At 62.7% G+C, this 20,403-nt stretch carries 23 protein-coding genes; 1 reads left to right on the forward strand and 22 read right to left on the reverse strand.

The window, feature by feature from the left end:
- Positions 1–46 precede the first annotated feature (46 nt).
- The 9 genes from VG561_RS03035 to VG561_RS03075 all read right to left on the reverse strand — a co-directional run bounded on the left by VG561_RS03035 (position 47) and on the right by VG561_RS03075 (position 11,029).
- On the reverse strand, positions 47–436 hold the full coding sequence (locus VG561_RS03035) for a hypothetical protein (protein ID WP_322546735.1): 390 nt from the start codon (positions 434–436) through the stop codon (positions 47–49).
- A complete protein-coding gene (locus VG561_RS03040; protein ID WP_322546734.1) occupies positions 436–3,966 on the reverse strand; it encodes a host specificity protein J in 3,531 nt (1,176 codons plus the stop codon). The genes VG561_RS03035 and VG561_RS03040 overlap by 1 nt, the downstream gene beginning before the upstream one ends.
- Positions 3,963–4,589, reverse strand: a complete 627-nt coding sequence (locus VG561_RS03045; RefSeq protein WP_322546733.1) for a tail assembly protein — start codon at positions 4,587–4,589, stop codon at positions 3,963–3,965. Before VG561_RS03045 ends, VG561_RS03040 begins: the two co-directional genes overlap by 4 nt.
- Entirely contained in the window at positions 4,582–5,421 is an 840-nt protein-coding gene (locus tag VG561_RS03050) for a C40 family peptidase (RefSeq protein ID WP_423179367.1), read from the reverse strand. Before VG561_RS03050 ends, VG561_RS03045 begins: the two co-directional genes overlap by 8 nt.
- Positions 5,384–6,079, reverse strand: coding sequence for a phage minor tail protein L (locus VG561_RS03055; RefSeq protein WP_322546930.1), 696 nt, complete (start codon positions 6,077–6,079; stop codon positions 5,384–5,386). Before VG561_RS03055 ends, VG561_RS03050 begins: the two co-directional genes overlap by 38 nt.
- A complete protein-coding gene (locus VG561_RS03060; RefSeq protein WP_139924373.1) occupies positions 6,076–6,267 on the reverse strand; it encodes a hypothetical protein in 192 nt (63 codons plus the stop codon). Before VG561_RS03060 ends, VG561_RS03055 begins: the two co-directional genes overlap by 4 nt.
- A 194-nt stretch (positions 6,268–6,461) precedes the next feature.
- Positions 6,462–7,013 (reverse strand): hypothetical protein, encoded by a 552-nt coding sequence (locus tag VG561_RS03065; protein ID WP_322546929.1) that lies wholly within the window; start codon positions 7,011–7,013, stop codon positions 6,462–6,464.
- A gap of 9 nt (positions 7,014–7,022) precedes the next feature.
- Entirely contained in the window at positions 7,023–7,358 is a 336-nt protein-coding gene (locus tag VG561_RS03070; protein ID WP_322546928.1) for a phage tail protein, read from the reverse strand.
- 35 nt (positions 7,359–7,393) lie between these two features.
- Complete coding sequence (locus VG561_RS03075; protein ID WP_423179368.1) at positions 7,394–11,029, reverse strand: phage tail tape measure protein; 3,636 nt, start codon at positions 11,027–11,029, stop codon at positions 7,394–7,396.
- 162 nt (positions 11,030–11,191) lie between these two features.
- Here VG561_RS03075 and VG561_RS03080 point away from each other — a divergent pair, with 162 nt between their 5' ends.
- The gene (locus VG561_RS03080) at positions 11,192–11,587 is read left to right on the forward strand and encodes a hypothetical protein (RefSeq protein WP_322546924.1); all 396 of its coding nucleotides are present in this window, start codon (positions 11,192–11,194) and stop codon (positions 11,585–11,587) included.
- A 17-nt stretch (positions 11,588–11,604) separates the two neighbouring features.
- Here the strand turns inward: VG561_RS03080 and VG561_RS03085 are convergent, their stop codons facing one another.
- The 13 genes from VG561_RS03085 to VG561_RS03145 form a co-directional block, all read right to left on the reverse strand.
- Entirely contained in the window at positions 11,605–11,847 is a 243-nt protein-coding gene (locus tag VG561_RS03085) for a phage tail assembly protein T (RefSeq protein WP_199747427.1), read from the reverse strand.
- An 80-nt stretch (positions 11,848–11,927) separates the two neighbouring features.
- Positions 11,928–12,275: a hypothetical protein gene (locus VG561_RS03090; RefSeq protein ID WP_008265925.1), complete on the reverse strand. Its 348-nt coding sequence runs from the start codon at positions 12,273–12,275 to the stop codon at positions 11,928–11,930.
- 3 nt (positions 12,276–12,278) lie between these two features.
- Positions 12,279–12,731, reverse strand: a complete 453-nt coding sequence (locus tag VG561_RS03095; RefSeq protein ID WP_423179369.1) for a phage tail protein — start codon at positions 12,729–12,731, stop codon at positions 12,279–12,281.
- A 66-nt stretch (positions 12,732–12,797) separates the two neighbouring features.
- On the reverse strand, positions 12,798–13,136 hold the full coding sequence (gene gp17 / locus VG561_RS03100; RefSeq protein ID WP_322546791.1) for a tail completion protein gp17: 339 nt from the start codon (positions 13,134–13,136) through the stop codon (positions 12,798–12,800).
- Positions 13,133–13,534 carry an HK97-gp10 family putative phage morphogenesis protein gene (locus VG561_RS03105; RefSeq protein WP_322546790.1) on the reverse strand — a complete coding sequence of 134 codons (402 nt, stop codon included), beginning with the start codon at positions 13,532–13,534 and terminating at the stop codon, positions 13,133–13,135. Before VG561_RS03105 ends, gp17 begins: the two co-directional genes overlap by 4 nt.
- Positions 13,527–13,874, reverse strand: coding sequence for a phage head completion protein (locus tag VG561_RS03110; RefSeq protein ID WP_322546789.1), 348 nt, complete (start codon positions 13,872–13,874; stop codon positions 13,527–13,529). Before VG561_RS03110 ends, VG561_RS03105 begins: the two co-directional genes overlap by 8 nt.
- Complete coding sequence (locus tag VG561_RS03115) at positions 13,874–14,182, reverse strand: head-tail connector protein (protein WP_169828482.1); 309 nt, start codon at positions 14,180–14,182, stop codon at positions 13,874–13,876. Before VG561_RS03115 ends, VG561_RS03110 begins: the two co-directional genes overlap by 1 nt.
- Positions 14,182–14,667 carry a hypothetical protein gene (locus VG561_RS03120; protein ID WP_322546788.1) on the reverse strand — a complete coding sequence of 162 codons (486 nt, stop codon included), beginning with the start codon at positions 14,665–14,667 and terminating at the stop codon, positions 14,182–14,184. The genes VG561_RS03115 and VG561_RS03120 overlap by 1 nt, the downstream gene beginning before the upstream one ends.
- Before the next feature lie 66 nt (positions 14,668–14,733).
- Positions 14,734–15,945: a phage major capsid protein gene (locus VG561_RS03125; RefSeq protein ID WP_322546787.1), complete on the reverse strand. Its 1,212-nt coding sequence runs from the start codon at positions 15,943–15,945 to the stop codon at positions 14,734–14,736.
- Positions 15,945–16,589: an HK97 family phage prohead protease gene (locus VG561_RS03130; RefSeq protein WP_423179370.1), complete on the reverse strand. Its 645-nt coding sequence runs from the start codon at positions 16,587–16,589 to the stop codon at positions 15,945–15,947. The genes VG561_RS03125 and VG561_RS03130 overlap by 1 nt, the downstream gene beginning before the upstream one ends.
- Positions 16,582–17,841: a phage portal protein gene (locus VG561_RS03135; protein ID WP_322546785.1), complete on the reverse strand. Its 1,260-nt coding sequence runs from the start codon at positions 17,839–17,841 to the stop codon at positions 16,582–16,584. The genes VG561_RS03130 and VG561_RS03135 overlap by 8 nt, the downstream gene beginning before the upstream one ends.
- The gene (locus VG561_RS03140) at positions 17,838–19,745 is read right to left on the reverse strand and encodes a terminase large subunit (RefSeq protein ID WP_322546783.1); all 1,908 of its coding nucleotides are present in this window, start codon (positions 19,743–19,745) and stop codon (positions 17,838–17,840) included. The genes VG561_RS03135 and VG561_RS03140 overlap by 4 nt, the downstream gene beginning before the upstream one ends.
- Positions 19,678–19,977, reverse strand: coding sequence for a hypothetical protein (locus VG561_RS03145; protein ID WP_237826723.1), 300 nt, complete (start codon positions 19,975–19,977; stop codon positions 19,678–19,680). Before VG561_RS03145 ends, VG561_RS03140 begins: the two co-directional genes overlap by 68 nt.
- Positions 19,978–20,403: the final 426 nt, after the last annotated feature.

Genomic DNA, 20,403 nt, shown 5'->3' on the forward strand with positions numbered 1-20,403 from the left:
TGGATCTGCCCGGTTCCCTGGTTCCGCACGCGTAGTCCAACGGCCATCAGCTGTATATCCCGTAATGAAGGGTGATGCCGCCGACGGTGTCCGTCGTGGGCTTGCTCGGGAACATCTCCATCCTGACGTGGTAGTTCACAACGTCAGGATCCCAGCTCCAGATAATGCTGTTACCCGAGATGGTCACCGACGGGACCAGCATCCCGTACACAGATCGTTGGCCCTCGCAGGTGAAGTAGTAGAAAGGCTCGCCGCCTGAGAAGTCGTTGACGACGAGCCCTCCATTCGCCTCGGGCGGAGCCACCCACTTGTTGTTGGAGTTCACAGGACTGTAGAGCGGGAACGTGTACGACCCGATCATCTTCGATAGCTTGGTGGTGACCGACGTCTCCACGTACCCGCTCTCGGTCCGAACCCTCAGCCCAATGTCGACCATTACTGCAGTACTCCAAGCTCCACGGCGAGATTCCCGTTCGGGTAGCGGATGTAAATGCCCTGGTTCGTGATGTTCAGCTGATACCCGCCGGCTACACTGGCATTGAACTCGAACCCGCCGCCGGCAGCCTTGTTGATCCGCCAGCCAGTCTGTCCAGGCAAGTAGTCATCGGATTGGATCGCCCCGCTGATCTTCGCGTTGGTGATCGCTGCATCGGCGATCTTGGCGCTGGTGATCCACGCGGTGCCGATCAGGGCCTGGTTGATGAAGGTCTGGCCGCCCTGGATCACGAACGGCGAGGTCAGCTGCCCGTTGACCAGGTTGACGAACGCGAAACGGTCGGCGGTAAACAGCACCTGGCTCTGGTAGCTGCCGTCCGGCTGGTTCTCGATGCCGATGCCCATGCCAGCTGCGTAGTACTGGCCGTTGGCTGCAATCTGCAGCTTCAGGCTGTACGACGCGCTGATCTGTCCGTCCAAGTCGACCAGAGCCTGCGAGGTGGCCTGCACCATCGCCCGGGTCTCGCCTACCGCTGCTTCGGTGGTATCCACACGCCGGCCCAGCGCGTAGTCTCCGCTGGCGATGACCGTAAGCGTGGTGATCGTGCCGGCAAACGCGTCCTCATCGCCCGCGTTCCAGTCCCCATCGCCGGCGTGCTCCGCGCTGTATTGCGCCACCAGGCCATCTACGCGGTTGCCCACCGCCGTGACCTTGCCGTCCACCTCCGTAACATCCAGCTCCAGCTGATCGATCCGCCCGGCCAACGCACCGGCCTCGGCCACCGCATCACCGACGCTCTTCCACTTCGTGCCCGGGGGCTCCTCGTTGCCGGGCGCGGCGTCGGTCCACAACCAGATCTTGCCGTTGTGCACCACCGTCTGGCCCGATTCGTACGTGGCATCTGCGGCCCAGATCAACGGCGCGATACTGCTGATGCTCTCGATCTCCGACAGCAGCTCCCGCCCCAGCGCGCTCTTGTTGATGAGGCCAGAGAAATAGGCGTCGTACTCGGTCACGTCGGTGCTCGACTCGCCCACGACACCAGCGCCAGCGGGATACCACGGCCCGATGTTGCCGCTGCGGTCCACCAACCGACCCCAGAAGTAGAACTTCGCGCCGGCGGCCAGGCCATCGAGCCGGTGCCGGTTCTGGGGATAGGCGAAATCGCCCAGCTTCGTCGCGCTTTCAAGATTCGGGCCCGCGCTGCGCCAGATCTCGGTGCGCTCGGTGTCGGTTGCCCCGGGCGGGAAGGTCCAGGCCAGCTGGATGCCGAACACCACCGACGCTGCCGTCAGCGAGGTGAGCGCCGGCGGCGGCTCCGTTTTGCCGTGAATGTCCGTCAGGGCACTAAGGGTTGGCTGCGACACCGCATTTAGCGCGTTCACCGATCGCACCCGGGCCAGGTACTTGCCTGCATAGACGCCACGCACTTCGGCACTGGTCGTGGACACCCGACCCGCGCGCACCCAGTTCAAGTCATCCCTGCGCCACTCCACGTCGTAGGCAATCGCCTTGTCGGCCGCATCCCACTCGATGGTCAGCACCGGCGTTGCAATGCCCTGGTCGATCACCACATGCGAGGACATGCGCACGTTGGCCGGTGCCGGCTGAACGCTGGGCGGCACGATGCTGATCGGCGGCGGCTCCAGCCGGGTGCCGTCATCTATGGCCGCGAACTTGTCCGGGCGGTGCTGCAGCGCGGTGATGCGGTAGTTGAGCCCCTCGGTCTCGGCGATGCTCAGGACGCGGAACTGTTGAAGGACCAGGTCAGCCGACTCGGTTGCCCAGATCGACTGCTCCACCGGCACCGCGCTCCAAGGCGCCGAGACAGTGACCACACGCGTCTCTGGGTTGATCCCGTTGATGGTACGGGCTTCGGTCTTGCCGCTCGGCAGCGTGGCGCGCAGGAGGTCTCCGACCTGCATTGACGGCGGCACAGCGTCCAGCGTGAGGCTGTTCCCGCCAGCGGCGCTGATTCGACCTGAATTGCGGCGACCTGCGCGGTTGGCATCGCCCACCTGGATCACGTCACCCGGCGTGCAGTTCAGGGCATCCAGGCCCACCTCGAACGTGACCGTCTCCGTTTCCAGGTTCTCGCTGTAGAGGATGTGATTACCAACGCGCTGCGCCTGCGACCGCGAATGGCAACCCAGCGCCGTGACCTCCACCTGGTTCACGCCATACCGGGCAATGCCGAATTTAGCGCCCAACAGTTGCACGGGCTCGACCTTCTGCCGGCCGAAGTCGTCCGGGTCAGTCCAGGACACCAGCGCTACGGTGTGCCGGGCTTTGCGGCCACTGCCCTCATATGTGAATTTTCCTTCCACCACGTTGGATTGGCTATAGGTGTAGACCGGGTCCTTTGGCATGTCGGCTGCAGCCATGACCTGGCCACCGGCATAGAAGCTGATCCCGCGGAACATGCTGGCCATGTCCTGCAGCACCCGGTAGGCGTCAGATCTGGTCTGCAGGTACAAGCTGCAGGTAAAGCGGGGCTCCATACCCCCGACGCCATCGCTGACCAGCTGATCGCAGTACTGTGCGATTTCATACAAACGCCACTTGTCGACCCAATCCAATGGGATGCGGTTGCCAAGCCCGAACCGGTTGTTGGTGACAATGTCGAAGAACACCCATGCCGGGTTGTTCGTCCATGCTGACTTGAAAGTTCCGTCCCACACGCCGGTGTAGCCGCGGCTGATCGGATCGTAGTTGCTCGGGACGCGAATGATGCGGCCCCAGATCTGGTAGGCCCTGGACGGGATGTTCTGGAAGGCGCTTGCATCAACCTGCACAGCAGCCAAGGCGCAGTTGGGATAGCGCAGCTTGGCGTCGATGATCTCGGTCAGCGACAGCACATTGACCGTATCGGCGATCAATGAACTGCTGGCATTCGGGGTGAGGCGGCGGATACGAACCTGCCACTGAGACCCGGCAGGAAGATCGATACGGTGGCTGCGCTGATACTCGGTGGTTGTCTTGCCGCGAAAGGCGTTGGTCAGCACCGTGCTGAAGGCACCACCGTCCGTGGACAAGTCGATGGCGTACTCGATCGCGTAGCCTTCGGTGTCACCGTTCTCGCTGTTCTGCCGCTGCAGCGCAGGTACGCCGAACCGGATACGGGCGGCCGACAGGTCTGCTCCGGAGATGCTCCGCACGACGGGCGCATTGCTGCGCAACTCGACCCCCACCGTGACTTCGTTCTCGACCGATGGGAAGCCGGCAATGTACTCCTGATCCTGCGTGCCAGCGCGAGTCTCAACGCGGACGCCCGCAAAGTTAAGTGTGCCGTCGCTGTTCTGGATCGGCACCTCATTGAGGTAGACGGACTGGTTGCCCGCCACCAGGCCGCGGATCTCGCCTTCGCTGGTCAGGTCAAGAATCTTCGCGTAGGAAATGGAATGCAGGCTGTCGGGCGTCTCGACAGGCGTCCGGGCATTCCCGCCTCCTTTGCCACCGGCACCGGCGATTGCTGCGACCGAGCAGGCACGCGCCAGCTGCGTCGGCTGAGACATGATTGCTGCGTTCACTGCTGCTCCTCTGCGTAAATGCCACCGCTGATTACTGCCGAGCCCGTGAACATTCCCTTGGTGTCATGTCCGCCGTAGGCCAAAGGCACGGGATTGCCTTGCGCCTGCGTGTTGACGGCGCCGTTCATGCTGTAGCTCGGGGTATTCTCAGGGCTATCTTTTGCCCCGAGTCCCGTTGGCTGCGGCGAGAGCATCTGCACGATGCCGCCGGCGGCCATGGCCACACCCAACTTGATCAAGGGCACACCTACCGGGGTGTAGTAGAGGATGGCGCCCACCACGATGAGTACCGCGCCCACGATCGTCTGTAGGGCTCCAGCGCGCTTGGCGCCAACCATCACCGGGGCGATGCGAATGTCGTCGTCGCCTGGAGGGTCTTTTAGCTGCTCCTTGACCAAGTTCTGGCGCCCGACGAAGACGGCAAACTCCATGCCGCTTCCCTTCGCGGCCATCAGGTACTGCTTGAAGCCTGGCAGCAGAACGCACAGCGCCCGGATCGCCTCGGCTGGGCTGGAGACAGCTAGGCGGAACTTGCGGCCGAAGCGAGCACCAAGTCGACCGTACAGGCGGATGGTGCGCAGACGGGGCTCGCCATACATATGGCGGGTAATGGCATCAACCATGACCGACCTCCCGATGCCGGACAATGAAGCGGGTTCGTTCTGTCCACATGCCGCCGTAGATCACGGCCTCGGACAGCCGCCCATGCAGGTGATGCAGCATCTGACCGTTGCCAAGGTAGACACCGGCATGGTTAGGCACCTCTGAGCGGATCTGCATCAGCACCATATCGCCACGCTGTGGCTCGCCCTGGATCAGGTCAAAGCCCTCGGCGCGCAGGCGATCCAGGCTGTAGAGATCCTGCCCCTTCTCCCACCAGTCGTCCTCCCGCTCGTACTCACTGAGCCGAATGCCCATATCTCGGGCATAGAAGTCCCGCACCAAGCTGTAGCAATCCAGCACGCCGTGAGCGAACTGGCGACCCACTAGCGGCGCCTCGTAGCCACAGGGCTCGATGGTTTGGAAATCTCCGCACTCGGGATCGGCACCGGTGACCTGGCCAACGCTGACGATGTGCCATGGCAGGCCGCTTGCCTCACACATGACCCGATCGGCATCTGAAGCTATGGCGGGGGCGTTCGGGTGGCTGTGCACAACGGCCAGCACCTCGCCTCGGTCCTCGGCGTCGGCAAAGTCCTCCGCCGGCAGCCGGAAGTGTTCGCTGGGTGTGGTGGCCACATTCCGACACGGGATGTAGGCCTCGCCATCGCTGCCGGCCACGATCAGGCCGCAGCACTCACGCGGATACTCGGCCATGGCGTGCGCCTGGATGGCCTGCAGGGTGCTCTGTAGCATGGTTTCGCCCATGAAAAAGCCCGCACGCGGCGGGCTGGAAGTGGTAAAGCGTGCGTCCAGTTCAGCTTCTGAGTAGGCCGGCAGCGGGGAAGCCGCCATAGGGCAGAGGCTTGTCCTCACCGAACCGTCGTTTGCAGCTGCGCACCAAGCCGGCGCATACATCCTTGGCTGGATCCGTCACGGGGTTGTCGTTGATGTCGAAGTAGGCCGACCCGGTGTAGCCACAGAATGGCCCCCGGTATCCGCCACGGATCAGCCAGCCACACACCCCGGCAATGATCTGGCGACCAGGCAGCTGCTCGCCATTGAGGTCGATTGCGGTGGTCAGCTCGAACTCAACCATCTCAGCCGTCTCAGACACCTTTCGCTCGATGAACCAGATCTCATCCGGGAAATGCTCGCCGGGATCGGCCAACGGATTGCCTTCGGGGAAGTTGGCCGCATCCAGGTACTTCACCAGCGTCTGCCGGCGGATGACTCTGGCACCGGCTAGGTCGCCGAATAGCCGGCACATGTAGCCGATCCGGCCATCCAGGTTGCCGACCCTCAGCCGCGGCATCGGCGGCTGATCGCTGGTTCGCTCAAAGCCGGAAGCCTCGATTGGCCAAGCGCCATACTCTTGCCCTTGCCACCAGATCACCCCCGACTGCAGGTGCTGGTGGAAGAACAGCTGATCAGCGCCGAAGCTGCTGCAGTCCAGTTCATAGACCGTGATGCGGCCACCTGGCTCTAGCTGCTGGGCATCTGCGGTGATCATGGCGCATCGACCTCCGCATCCTCGGTTTGTTCGACCTCCGTAACGTCAACGACGACACGTACCGTCAGCAAGTAGACAATGTCCTTTGCCTCTCCGGTTGCCGGATCGGTGCCCAGGTAAAGCACCGCACCCGCCTCCTGCTGGATGGCCAGGCGAATGGTCTGCTCGTCGTTCTCGTCGCGGTACACGCTCGCGCGCCAGCCGGTAGCCGGATGGATCCCCGGACCTGCTACCCGATACACGCCAGTCGCAACGCGAGTGCACGCGATGCCCAGGGCATCAAACGAGCATCCGATGCTTGTCCCAGGAGCATGGTCCCCATCGAGTACGATCCCGCCGTCAGGCTGGATGTTGAACGCTGCAGTGCAGGTGGGCTCCATTTTCAGGCTCTCTTGATGAAGTTGTTGGCATCCACGGTGGTGTTCCCTGCATGCCAGAGGTTGTTGCCACGGAATGAGACGTTCTGCCGGGTAACAACCAGCATCGACACGTATGCGGAGTTGAAGAAATCTCCATCCTTCAACCAGACTTGGAACTGGGATTCGAATCCATTGGCCCCCGTGGGGACCAAGAACACGCCGGCCAGATCGCTATTGCTGGCGTTATAGGACAGTGTCCACTTGGCTCCGAAATCATTCGAGGAATTCGCATTGTGAAAGAGGTTCGCGCGACGAACTGCCGTTCCGCCGCCTCGCATGACGAGCGTCCCCGTCATAGCGCCCACTTCACCACCAGCCTTCGGAACAGCCGCCGCTGCTGCAGAACCAGCATTGGTCGCCTTCGTGTCCGCGGTGGCCGCAGCTGTGGCGACGGTACTGATCCGTCCGTCGAGGTACGCGTCGTTATCGTTGACCTTCCCGAAGGCAATCCTGGCTGGATCGCCCTTTTTGCCGTTCGGTTGGACGGTATCGATATTGATAGGTTGAAGCGCCATGTTCTCTCCTTACGGCTGGAACGTCTGTTCGAAGGTGGCGGAAAGCGTGTGTACGTCGTTGCCGTGCGCTGTCACGCTGTACTCCTTGCAGGTGTAGAGCCCTTGCTGCCCAAGGGGCGGAGTCCACAGAAAGGACTCCGCCCCCTTTCTCGCTCGGAGGAACGCGAGAATCGGCTCTATATCTGCTCCGTATCCCACGAACGATACCGGCCATTGCTGCCTTTCGTTGTTCAGCCCATCTGCCGCCGTTTGGGCGTAGCCGTCACCGAACGCAGATGACAGCACTGCGAATCGCCCAGAGCCTTGCACGCCGACCCTCACGGGCCAGTCGAACGTTTCCTTCATAGTCTTCACCTCTGTGATACTGGGGTTTCCGGCCTCTAGCGCTTAGGGAGCCTGCTACCGAGAATCCCATCCGAACGGAGGTCGCGGGTTTGCAGCTCGCGGTACTTGGCCTCTACAAACTGGCCGATCTCTTTGCCGAACTGCTGCATCAGCGGTTGGTTCGACTGGACATTGGCGTTCCCGTCGCCCGCGATGTTGATCTCCACGTTCACGTCGCCGCCTCGGCCGCCGCCGCTACCACCCAGGGCAACCGGTGCCGAGGTTGGGGCATCGCCGCCAATTCCGCCAACGGCATAGCCACGGCGGAGTGAGGCACGCAGCGAATGGAACGCGCTAGGACCACCCAACGCCCGCATGTCATCCTGACTGAGAACGCCCTCGCCCTTGTGTACGATGCCGGCCGGCTCAAGGCGACCACCATGCCCCGTGTAGCCACCTGAGTCGAAGCCGGTGATCTGGGGGCCCCACGCCTGCCCTATCGATCTGACAATCCCGACAATCGCCTGCTTGGCCGCGATCCTGGACAGGTCGGCAATAATCGATCGAGCCATGTCCTTGAACGACAGCTTCCCGGTCAAAGCGAAGTTCACAAACGCATCTTCCATGCTCTGGAAGGCGTTGGTGAATGCCTGGTTGGCCAACTCGGCGGAATTCGCTGCGGTGGCGGCATAGTCGGAGAAGGCGCGTGATGCCCCCTCCCTCCAGTCCCCGATGTAGCGCTGCCGCGCCTCCTGGTACTGAGCCTCACGCTCCAGCGCGTCCTGGTGGTACTTGTCCAGCTCCGCCAGCTGCTGCGCGTACTGCTCCTTGCTATAGCCATTGCCGTTGTTGGCGCTGGCGTTGCGGTCGTTCAGCGCTGACAGCCTGCGGTCGTACTCTTCCTTGAGTTGATGCTGCCGGCGCATGCGCTCCATCTGCTCGCTACCGGTGCCGATAGCCGCCAGGTCGATATCGTTCCCCTGCTGCTGCGTGACTGCCGCCTCGTTCAACTCCTTCTGCAGCCGCAGCAGGTCCTGCGCGGCCTTCTTCGCCGATTCCTGGGCTGCCAGTGCTTTGCCTTGTGCGACCGCCTCGTCAAGCAGCGTCTTGACGCGCTTCCTCTCCTCATCGCTGAGCTTGCTCTTGGCTGAGGCCATCTCGTTCGTGACGACCACCTGGATCTTCTGCGCCGCCGTCATGTCGTCGGTCAGGCCCATCTGCTCCTTATCCAGAGCGATCTGCCGCTTGATCCGGTCCATGATCGAGGTGTACTGGTTCTCCTGAGCCTTGGACTCGCTCAACGACTCACGGGTGGCCTTCGCGGTGTCTTTCTTCGACTCCTTCCATTCCTTCTCGGCCGCGATGCTCTCCGCAACTGCAGCCCGTTGTTCGCGATACTCACGCTGCTGATCTTTGGTCAGTGCGGAAAGAGCCATCTTCGCCGCCATCCCATCGGGGTCCGCCAACGAGGCCGGCGATATCCCATCAAGCTTGATATTTCCCTTTGCGGCAAAGTCCTTGAGTCGCTCTGCATCCCAAGCGGCTAGCTCTCCTTGCTCGCGCTTGAGACGTGCAACCTTGCGATCCCAGATATCGTCGCGACCTGCGCTATTGATCTTCTCAATAGCGAGGTATACATCCAGAGCCGCCTGACTAGTCCTGTCGAGCTTTGCTCGAAGGCTGTCGAACTTCACGTCGTCTGCGTTCAATGCCGCCTGGCGCATTTTCTCGAATAGGTCGGGATCCATCGACTTCTTCAACTGTCCCTCCAGCGTCTGGAAGGCAGCGCGAGTCGATTCCGTCTCCTTCGACAACTGCTGCAGTCGAGCCTGGGCATCCTCCAGCTTGGTGGTGTAGAAGCCAACTCCCAACCCGCCGCCACCCATCTCCAACTGGTCTTTAGCCGCCTCTATATCCCGACGGTAGTCTGCAATCTCCTTCTTGACCTTCTCGATCTCGGCATCGGCCTTGCGCACTGCCACGCCGTACTGGTTCCAGTCCTCAGCAGCGGAGCGTATCGACTTGGAACCATCCATCCGCCCATATTCGGCTGAGGTGTCCTGGATGGCGACACGAAGCGTGTCCATCGACTTAACTTGTGCGTCGAACTCAGCCCTTGCCGCCTCGGCCTTCTTCTGGGCATCCACATACGCGATGCCGAGCGCCCCAATGGCGATCGCTGCTGCGCCCCATGGGCCACCAGCCAGCGCTAACAAGCCGCTACCTGCACTGCGCAGTCCGCCAGCCAGCATTCCGCCGAGTGAGGATGCCGACGCCGCAGCGACCTCCCTCCCGCGCGCCGCAGTGAGGTTGTTGGTTGCTACGGCAGCAGCCTCTTGGGCCAGGATCAGCCGCCCCTTCGCCGCGGTAGCTGCTGCATCAGCTCGCGTTCCGGACAGAGATGCTGCGTTGTACTCGAGCTGGGCCCGCTCAAGGTTGCGTTGGGCAACAACCACTGCGGCTTGAGCCTCCTTCTGCGCCCGCAGGTTGGCAGACAGCGTTGCCGCGCCCTGCTGGTGTTCTAGCGTCCGTTGTGCCGCTTCGTGGGCAGCCGCAGCCACAGCCAACTGGCCCCGAGCAGTATCTTGGGCGGCTGCAGCTTGGGCTTTCCACGTCGTGGTAAGGCGTACAGACTCCCTTGCCTGGTTGACTGTTGCGGCAGCCTCCTTGACACGCTCCCGCGCGACGTTTGCCAAGTCCGATGCCTGGCTGGATGCAGCCATCCGATCGGTGATCGGTGTAGCGACAGCGCTATATGCCTTGCCAGCACCGACGCCGACGAGACGGCCAGCGATGACACCCGCAGCCACCGTCGCCGCACCGGCGACGTTCTCCAAATTCTCGGCCATGAATCGAACGGACGAGATGGCGGCGTCGCTGAACACCCCGCCGCTAGCCTTGACCTTCAAGTTGAACCACGCCGTGGAAAGGCGATTCAGCTCAGCGCTTAGTCCCTTCGCCGCCTCTTCCGCTCCAGTACCGGACGCTTCAAGCGCCTTGATCATCGCTGGCAGGTACTTCTGGACGCTCAGGTCACCGTCCTGGAGGAGCTTGTCGAAGGACTTGCCAGCAAGAGCCGTTCCTTCGTTCATCTTAGCAACCGCCTGCATAAAGCGTGGCACGATGCCGGGGATTGCTTCGCCAAGCTGCTGCCGTAGCTCCTCGGCCTGGAACTTGCCCTTGCTGAAGGACTGCCCAAGCGCCGTGGTGGCTCGTCCCATCTGCTCACTGGTCAGGTGCATCACCGTCGCCGAGCGCGACAGCTGCCGGAACAGCTCTTGCTGATCCTTCATGGCAATGCCGTTCGCTGTAGCAGCCGCCGACATACTGGTGAAGCTCTTGCCGGCCTCCTCCAAGTTCAGGCCAAGGTCCTTCGCCGTCTGCGCGACGAATCCATAAGCCTTGTCTGCTGCTTGAGCGGACCCCGTTGCACCCATGAGACCGTAATGGATCTGCTGGATCGACTTCTGTGCGTCCAGCAGCGCCGACACCCCGTTCTTGACCGCTTCGAAGCCTACGAACCCGATCGCTGCCCTGTTGAGGTTCGCGATCGAAACCGCTGTCTGGGAGGCTTCCTTACGGATTAGGCCAAGCTGCTGCGTGGTGGTCCGTGCGGAGTTAACCATCTCCGCACGATAGGCAGCGGTGTTAGCCCGCAGCTGCACATCAATGGTTGCGGCAGTTGATGACACGTTTTACTCCGGGCAATAAATAGCCCGCCGAGCGGCGGGCTGAGGGTTAAGCGGCTGTGGCGCGCTGGCTGTGGGGGCGCAGTTTCGACGAGCTGGGCTGTACACCGCCCCCCGCTCAGCGGCAATATGACGAGGCGAACATCCGTCGCGATAGGGGGACTAATGCGCCACATCAACATTCTGGCAGTAATGCTGTTGGCCGGCTGCGCTACATCGCCGCCAGGTTCGAAACTTCCACCCGATCTGCAAAGCGAGTTGAACGAACCGCTGTATTGCAACAGCGAAGCCGAGTGCAAGACCATTTGGGAGCGCGCAACGTACTTCGTGAGCGCCAATGCGGGCTTTAAGTTGCAGATTCAGAACGACACAGTAATCGAAACCTACAACCCTACTGACGCATCGCCTAGTCTCGCCTTCAGCATCACGAAGGAACCCCTCGACGGCGGTAAATATCAGATCCGTACAAAGGCCTGGTGCGCAAATATCTTCGGCTGCCAACCGAATCAGTACGAAGCCATCGCCAAGGCGAAACGTTACATGCGAACCGGGCAGAGGTAGGGATTCTTTCCACACCCTCAATTGACCGTGTTCTTCGCGGCAGCAGCTTGGAACAGCTCAGCAATCCGCTGGGCGCGGGCCGCACCTTCATCAACCGGTGGCCGGGCCTCGCGGACCAGCAGGAAGTCCCTCGGGCTGGTCTCATTACCATGGACCCGGGCCAGTACGTCGGTCAGCTGGGCCAGCATGTCCTGGAGGGGCTGGTCCAGCGGTTCTATACGGGCGAATGCGTACATCTCCGTCAGCTGGCGGGAGTCCATCCCCGCCAGCATCTGGTCAGGATGCGGGAAGCCGAGGCGCCACGCGATCCGAAACTGAAGCCGGCGCTCAGGCCGGCTCGTCAGTTTTTTTCAGCGGCCTCGATCGCAGCATCGCCCAAGGCGTTGAGCTTCTGCGCTGCACGGAACACGCGGTCCAGGGCCGCAGCCGATTTGGCGCCCAGCTGCGCCACGTCCTTGTCGGTGAACAGTCGGTCGCCCTTCTCATCCACCAGGCACAGGGCGACGAAGCGAGCGCGGAAGTCCTCGGTCTTGGTCTTCTCGCCGCCGTAGGTGTCCTGCTCCCACTTGTCGCGGTCGCTGGCCGACATGGTGGAGATACGGACGGTGCCGCCCCACTCCTTGACCTCGAGGTCTTCAGTCTTGCGGTCGGATGCGGCGAGGATCTGGCTCTTGTTCAACAGGGTCATGGCTTACGGTCCGGTCGGGAGGGTGACGATGGTGAAGTCGCGCGGCAGCAGGTCCGCAGTGAAGGTCAGCACGGCGTTGGTGCCCGGGGTGACGTTGAAGCCGGCCACCTTACCGACGAAGGTGGCCGCATCGCCGGTCGGCAGCACCATCAGGAAGTGCAGGTCCTCATCCTGGTCGGCATCGCGCAGGATCTCTTGGCCGGCCGACTTGCCAACCGGCCAGCGGTGGCCAGCAACCTGCACCGTCTGGCCGCCAGCCAGACCGGCGATGTTCTCGACCTGCTTGGACTTCAGGTTGGTGGCGTCCAGGGTGTTGGCCTGGCCGCGGCCGAACGGGAAGCCCGTCAGGCCGTCGACCTCGGTGTAGCCGGCCGGATCGTTCGGCGTGGTGGGCGCAGTGCCCTTCTTCACATAGAGCGCAGAGTCCTGCGCGGAGATCGCTTCATTCGTGGCCATGTTGGCTCCTTGGGGTAAAGAAAAGCCGCCCGGAGGCGGCATGGTGGTTGCAGGGTTCGGCGGCCGTCAGGCCCAAACGGTTACGTCAAAGCTGGCGCGGTGCAGCGAGGTATCCGACTCGTAGTCATCGGGGTTGTCGGTGATCTCACCTACCTTCAGCAGGTCCGGCAGACCATCCTTGAGCTGCTCAGCAAGTTCCCTCACTGGCCCCTTCTTCGGACCCCAAACATCAATCTGGAACGTGCCTCTCTCGGCACCGGCGCCAGAGTTCAGGGTCGTGTGTCGTTTGCCGCCTGCACGCTGATACGTCACGTACAACGGCGGGCGGTCCTTCGGGGCAGGAAACGGGTAGAAGGCTGCGGTGATCGTGGCGGCTGCCGCCGTGAGGCGGATATCGAGGTTCATCGGCGGGTCCTCCGCATCTCGTCAACAATCGCCTCGCCGAGGGCATCGCGCATGGTGCCAACGGCCTCCTCGGTCTTCGACTCCGCTGCAGGCCGCATGAATGGCCAGGCGGCCATTTTCGATGTGCCGTACTCGCCAAACTTGCCGTAGAAGGCCGATCGCGGAACCTCCACGGCGAACCGCATCCAGCCCTGCTCGTCGCTGCGCTCCCGAACGCGGATCGATCGACGCAGCTTGCCCCGCGCGATCCTGACGCGGTTGCGTGCGTCGTTTCTGACCACGATTGCTCCGCGGCGCATGCCCTTTCGGAGCGCCCGGCGGGCGGCCCGATCAGAGAGCTCCAGAAGCGCCGTCTCTAGCTCGCTCAGGCCAGTGATGTGGATATCGAAGTCAGACACGCCTGTACCTCGCGATAAGGTTCATCTCGTCAGGCCGCTCGCCATCTCGAACCGCGATGACCGTCATCGGAACCCCAGCCCGATCGCCCGTCTGACGCACAACTTGCCATTCCTCGGCGATATCGCCCCTGTGCCGAATCGTTAACCACCGCAACACCGGGGCGTTGATCGATCCTGACTCGACCCCGAGGACAGCCGCCGTACCCCGAAGAGAAAGCGGCTCATCTCCGCACATGACCTCCCCGACGTTGACGAACGTCAAAGTTTCCTCGCCGTAGTCGTCACGTGTCTTCTCGGGACGCTGCAGCAGAAGCCTCCAGCGCAGTTTGCCAGCACGCATCAGAATGCCTTCCTGTACCAAAGGAGGCGCTCCACACCGAACTGAATCTCGGTCGAGACCTCACCGACGATGATCGCCTCGCGATTAGAAACCCAGTGTCCCACCAGAAGAAGTGCGGCCTGCATCACGTCTGGCGACAGCTTCATCTCATCCGGGGCGGCAGGCTCGCCCTCGACCAGCTTCCGGTCGCAGTGCTGCTCGATGTGTGCCAACGCCGCTGCCACGTACTGCTGCAGCAGGGCGTCGTCCACGTCGGCAACGATGTTGCACTGCTTGCGCACCAGCTCCAGATCGAGGGTGACGGCCATTACGCGGGATCCTTCTTCTGGGCTTCAGCGAGCGCTGCCTCCAGGCGGGCAGCACCCCAGCGGCGATCGAACTCAACGCCGGCGGCCTCGAGCTGCTGAATCAAGAGCGCTTTCTTATCGTCGCCGCCCTGATCGGAAGTGGTCGGACCGCCTGCGGCAGCATCGCTGACGGCGTCGGCCGGACCAGCACCGCCGGACGCTTCACCACCGGCCGTCTGGGTGCCTGCCGCGTCTGTCGCTCCGTCGCTGTTGGTGGTTGGGACCACGTCGCTGCCCTCGCCCGCCTTCAGCTCGGCAGGCTTGGCCGGCTTCGTCTCCTTGGGCGCAGTGCCTTCCGGAATCTGCACCACCAGGCCCTTGCCTACCAGCACGTGCCCGTATTCCGGATCCACGTCTTCGAACACCTGGCCGGCCTTCACATCGGCAGACTCTGCATTGAGCTTCAGGGCGTCGCCGCGGAAGCCCCATTGAGCTTTGATCTTCATGTTCCTGCTCCGTATCGAAAGAGAGAGGCCGGCGCGTGGCCGGCCTCTTTCGGGATCAGCTCGCTATCACGCCTGCGGCTTGAAGCGGCCCTTCACGAATGCCTCGATGCGGCGCTTGGCCAGGCCCAGACGCTCTTCGACCAGCAGCACGCGCTGGTTCTTCACGAAGTCGTCGTTGATCAGGCCGACCTTGAACAGGAAGCTCATGCGGTCGTAGATCGTGGCGCCGCGCTGGAAGTTGGCGACCAGGAACTCGCCACCGGTGGTGGTGCCGTCGCCTTCGTCCATGCTGTCCGAGGCGACCACCGGCCGGCCCCACAGGATCGGGGTAACGAAGCCCTGCAGGTTGGCGAACAGGTAGCGGTTCTGGCTGTCCTTCTCCAGCTCGATGTTCATCCAGTCCAGTTCGGTCATCACCGTGGCGTCGGCCGACAGCTTCGACTGCTTGCGCACCTGATAGATTGCGCGGCGGACAGTGTCGATCGAGGTGTCGCTTGCCTTCGAAAGGGCGTCATCAAACAGCGTGGCGTCAGTCATCAGGCCGGGCAGGTTGTTGCCCAGGCCGTCGCCCTTCAGGATCTGGACTTCTTCTTCCAGCTTCAGGTCGTAACGCAGCAGCTGCTGCAGGTAGCCGTACATCTGCGGCACGTCGTCCAGCGCTTCGTCGGTGACCGGGATCCAGACCGCCAGCTTCTTCACCAGGTCGGTCTTCTGCTCGAAGGTGACGTTGCTCTGCGGCTTGGCCGTGCCTTCGCCGACCGGGCCGGCGCCGCGGGTGTGCAGCTTCTCGCGGAAGTAGGTGTAGCTCTGGCCGGTGACGGAGATCGACGGGATCAGGTCGCGGATGCGCAGTTCCTGACGGATGCCCGGCTGGATCGTCGGGTCGTAGTTCGGCACGACGATGCCTGCGCTGGTGACCGCCTTGGTCTCCTGCATGGACGCGAGCTCGTCCTTCTGGATCTCGATCTCCGCAGCCGACTTCTCGCGGCCGATCAGCGACTTGTACTCGTCGTTACCCTTGATGAAGTCGATGAAGCCCTTCTTGGTGCCGGGCTGGTTGCCCAGGCCGATGCCCTTTTCTTCCAGCTTCAGGACCTTGTCGACGACCTTCTGGATCTCGTCGGTGGCGGACTGAATCTGCTTCTTCAGGTCAGTGGTGACCTGGTTGCCCTTTTCGATCTCGGCCGAGGCGCTGTCGTACTTCTTCTGCAGGCCGGCGAAGCCGTCCTTCAGCTGCTTTTCCAGGCCTTCGCGGATCTCAATGATATTGTCCGGCATTAGTTCATTCCTTCAAAGATGGATTGGATGGAGTTGCCGAGTTTCTGCAGCTGCTTCACGGTCTCCGTGTCCCCAATGCCACCGTCTCGGTGGATCGCGGGAAAGCCGAGCGAGGCGACGGCCGCCGCCTCTTTCTGGGACAGCCCCATGCGTTCGCGCAGGGCTGATTCGAAGGCGCGAACGTCGGACTTGACGCTCATCACCTGTGCATCCGGGTTCATGCCGAATGGGACAACCGATGCCTCCCACAGTTCGGCCTTCTTGATGACGCGCACCCGACGTCCTTCGCGGTTCTCAATCGCGTCCTCCAAGGTGTTGAAGCCGACTGACATTTCGTCCAAGGTGCCGGCCTTCATCAGCTCGTAGGCGTCCTTGGCGTAGCTGACGTTGAGGTTGACCTTGCCCTTCAAGTGCAGGCCGTTGCCGTCCTGTTTGAACTCGGCATCGCCGATCAGCCGGGTCAGGTTGTGGTACAGCGCCAGGCGCAGTCGGCCAGTCCGAGTCGTCTTCACCTTGACGAAGGCGCCAGGGAGGATCAGGTCCTCGCCGAGATCCACGTTGTTGAACACCGAGGCATAGCCCTCGAAGTTGCCGGCATCATCTGCCGCCTTTACCTCGAAAGGGCAGGAATACTTGCTAAGCATTGGCGGGATCTCCCGTTGGGTCGTCGTTACTGGAATCGGGCTTGTTGCTGGTCCACCGTGTGACCTGGTTGTATTGCTCGCCTTCCAGCACAGGAAGGTTCTCCTTCACCCTGACCTCGTTGATGGTCATCCAGCCCGAGCCGCCGGAGCCGCCGAGGGCCGTCTTGTAGTAGGTAGAACGGGCGCCGCTGTCGGCCCGCAGGAGGCCCTCCACGACAGCCTCCACGAACATGTCGCCATCAGCGAACAACTTGTCGTTGATCTCGCTCTCGATGGCATCGAGGTATGGCTTCAGGCCGAAGGTGACGAAGCCGCTGGTTTGCTGCTCCAGATTGGAGCCCAGCACCGACGTGGAGCGAGCGCGGTTCGTCAGGTACAGCGGAACGCCCCAGATGCCGGCGAGCGCCTCTTCCTGGAACTGCTGCGATTCGATGAACTGGCTGTCTTTCTGGGTCAGTCCGGCCGGCGTGATCGTCGGGCCGCCCTGCAGGATGGCCATCTTGCCGAGGTCGTCTACATCGCCCTGACGGATATCCGGCAACTTCGCCTTGATCTGCGCCTGCTGCTCCTTGGTCAGGAAGCCGGGATAGATGATGTATCCACCGGTGAAACCACCCTTGCGCATGAACCGGGCGGACCAGTCCTGCGCAGCGCGCGCTAGGCCGATGGTTTCGGCTTGATACTCGACTGGCGACAGGCCAGTGATGCCATCTGGGCTGAACAGCTTGAAGTGCAGCATGTTCTGCGGCGAGACCGGCGTTTCGCTGCCGTTGATCGTCGCCCAGTAGATCAGGCCGTCGTCTGTGTCGATGCGGACGCTATCCACCGGCACGGGAATCAGGCCGATCCATCCACCACCGTCGTCACGTTGGATGATGGCGAAGGCATTGCCGCGCAGCGCCATGTTCACCACGACCGCCTTGATCAGGTCCAGCCACTTGATGAACGGATTCGGCTTGCTCAGCAGGCGAAGCAGACGGCGCCTCTGCGGGCTGCTCCCTCTGACCAGCTGGCGGAGGCCGCCCGCGTCCTCATACAGCTTCCAAGGCAGCCCCGCGGCAGACTCGGACAGCACCTTCACGCACGACCAGACGATGCTGACCGTCAGCGCCTTCTTGGGCGTCACCCGGACGCCAGCCTTGGTGCCTCGGCCACCGGTGGATAGATCGACCTCCACGTAGTTGCCGGTGGCAGGGTCGTCGTATCCGAAGAACCGCCAGCTCAGCGGGTTGTACCAACGAAAGGTAGTCATCCGATCAGTCCAAAGAAGCCGTTTTCCAGGTAGTCGTCTATGCCGCCGGCATCCGGTGGCATGGCGTGTGCCGCTCCGATGGCCATGCAAAGGGCCACGGCGGCGTCGATCTTGTTTGCCGACCTGGCCTTCGACAGCCAGCTGTTGCCCCAGCGGTCCGATTCGATGACGGCGGACATGATTGCGGACACCAGAACGGGGTTCCGGCGCAGGCGCAGGCGGCCTTCCAGCAGCGCCTCCTCCAGCAGGCGTAGCGATCCGGGCATCCACATGCCTTCGGGCGCCGGCTGTCCCGACTGCTCTGCGGCCTCGACCGCGGCCTGCAGAGGCTTGCCCTTCTTGCAGCCGCCCTGCGGGTGCTCGGCGAAGGTCACCGACAAGCCAATGTCGTTGACCTCTTCCTCGAACCTGCGGAACGCGTAGCGGTCGTACGCGACCAGCTGCACGTCATACCGGTTGTCGTACTCCGCCACGACCTGGGCCACATGCCGGAAGTTGATGGCCTGCCCTTGTGGCGCGTGCAGGTATCCACCATTGACCCACGTGCGGTATGGCAGCTTGTCCTGCAGCTGCCGCGCGTCCAGCGTGTCGCCGGGCGTCCAAGCCTCAATCCAGGCGTCGAATGTGGGCTTCTCGATGACGAGCTTCTCGCCCTCGACTTCAACCTCCACCGGCACTGTGCCGGTCTCCACCACCGCCGCCAGCGCGGTGATATCGCGAACCTGCGACAGGTCCAGGCCGAGGTAAACCTTGCGTCCCTCATGCACGCGCGGGTCGAAGTCGGCCAGCGCCGGTTCCAGCGTTGGGCGCGTCATCCAAGCGGTCTCCGCATCGGTCCACACACAGAAGTGCAGACGAAGAATTCCGTTGAGAGACCCGGGGATCGCTTTGGCTTGCGCCACCACATCCGCCAGGTACTGCTCGGTAATAGTTACCCCCAACAGGGGATTGGCCTTTGCCCAGCAGCTGGGGTCCTCAAGCGGGTCGTCCCCGTCGTCCAAGCTGCACACGTAGCTGAAGGTGCGGTCATCGATCACGTCGCCGACGAAGGTCGGATCGTTCACCGCCTCGGTGTGGCCGGCGGCGACTTTTACCGCATGCTCGTGCTCCTCCCAGCACACCGAAGTTCGGTCGCTGCCGGAGTTGGTGATCATGAAGAGCAGCGGCTCGCGCCGGAACTTGAAGCCGCGCTCCAGCATTTCGATGATTCGCCGGTCGGGAAGCTCGTGCACCTCGTCGACCAGCACGAAGAACGGTCGCGGACCGGACCCGGTGCGTCCCGTATCGCGCGACACCGGCCGGAAGAAGCTCGCGCTGGCGTGGTGCGCCATGCTGAACTCCCGACCCTCACCGCCAGCGAACTCAATGCGCTTGGCCAGGAGCGGCGACTTCTTGACCATCTTCACCGCGTCGGCGAACAGGATGCCCGCCTGGTCCTTCTTCGCTGCCGCCGAGTAGATCTGTGCGCCGGCCTCGCCTGCGGCCGTCATCCCCAGCAGGCCCAGCCCACCGGCCAGCGGACTCTTTCCGTTGCCCTTTCCCTGCTCGATGTACGCGCGACGGAACCTGCGAAGCCCGTCTGCGCCCTTCCAGCCAAAGAGCGAGCCGATGATGAACGCCTGCGAAGGGTGCAGCTCGAACTTGCGGCCCTCGAACTGACCCTCGGAGAGCATCAAGACGTTCTCGAAGTAGCGGAACGCGTACTCGGCAGCCCCGTGGTCGAAGTAAAGGCCCCGTTCGGGGCCTTCTATCAGATCCTGCAGGTGGCGCCGGCAGGCGTTTCGGACATGAGGGCCGGCAACGATCCGGCCAGCCACCACATCCAGCGCATACGCCTTAGTGCGGTCGGCCGGAGCTGGGGCCACCGAAGAATTCTTCGCCCTGGTCTTCTTCGTCACCGCCATGCGAGACCTTCGATTCATCCACAGGTGTGGCGCCCAGCTTCGAAAGAATCGAGCTGAGCGCCTGGGTTGCTGACACGCCGAACTCGGCTTTCGGGTCATCCATCCGGGCCGTCCAGAGGCAGGCAAGGCGGAGCAGTACTCGGTGGCTCGCGTTGAGCCAGGGCATTTCCGTCGCGAATTCCTTCCATGCCCGCTTCTCCGCCGCAGTCATGGCCTTGTACGGCTCGCCCAAGCTTCGTGTGCCCGCCGGCTTCTTCCGGCCAGCGTGCCGGCCGGGATTCTTGATGGCGGCGCCGCTTGTCGCAGCCTTTGCGACGGGCAATCGGGGCCTTGGCATGAATTCCTCGGGAAAGTGCGGGATTTCTTGACTGGGGGCGCCCGGTCGAGGGTCGTCCCGTGAATTGTGGATACGCGTGTTTGGGGGGACGGTCGGTCTAGGCCGGTCGAAATGGCATAAATTCACCCCCCCCTGTGGAACAGGAGCGTGGAACGCGTCAGCCGGTCACCGGCCACCCGTCCTCATCGCACCCTCGGACCTGCACCGCACCCCGTTCCAAACGGGCCTGATCGACGTTGTGGCAGTCGGAGCACTGGCTGTCGAAGGGTCCAGACCAGAACATCTCCTCGGTCTCCCCAGGCGGGTGTCCGTTCGTGTGGT

The organism is Stenotrophomonas sp. CASM110, from assembly GCF_049384345.1.
GTDB classification, from domain to species: Bacteria; Pseudomonadota; Gammaproteobacteria; order Xanthomonadales; family Xanthomonadaceae; genus Stenotrophomonas; species Stenotrophomonas muris.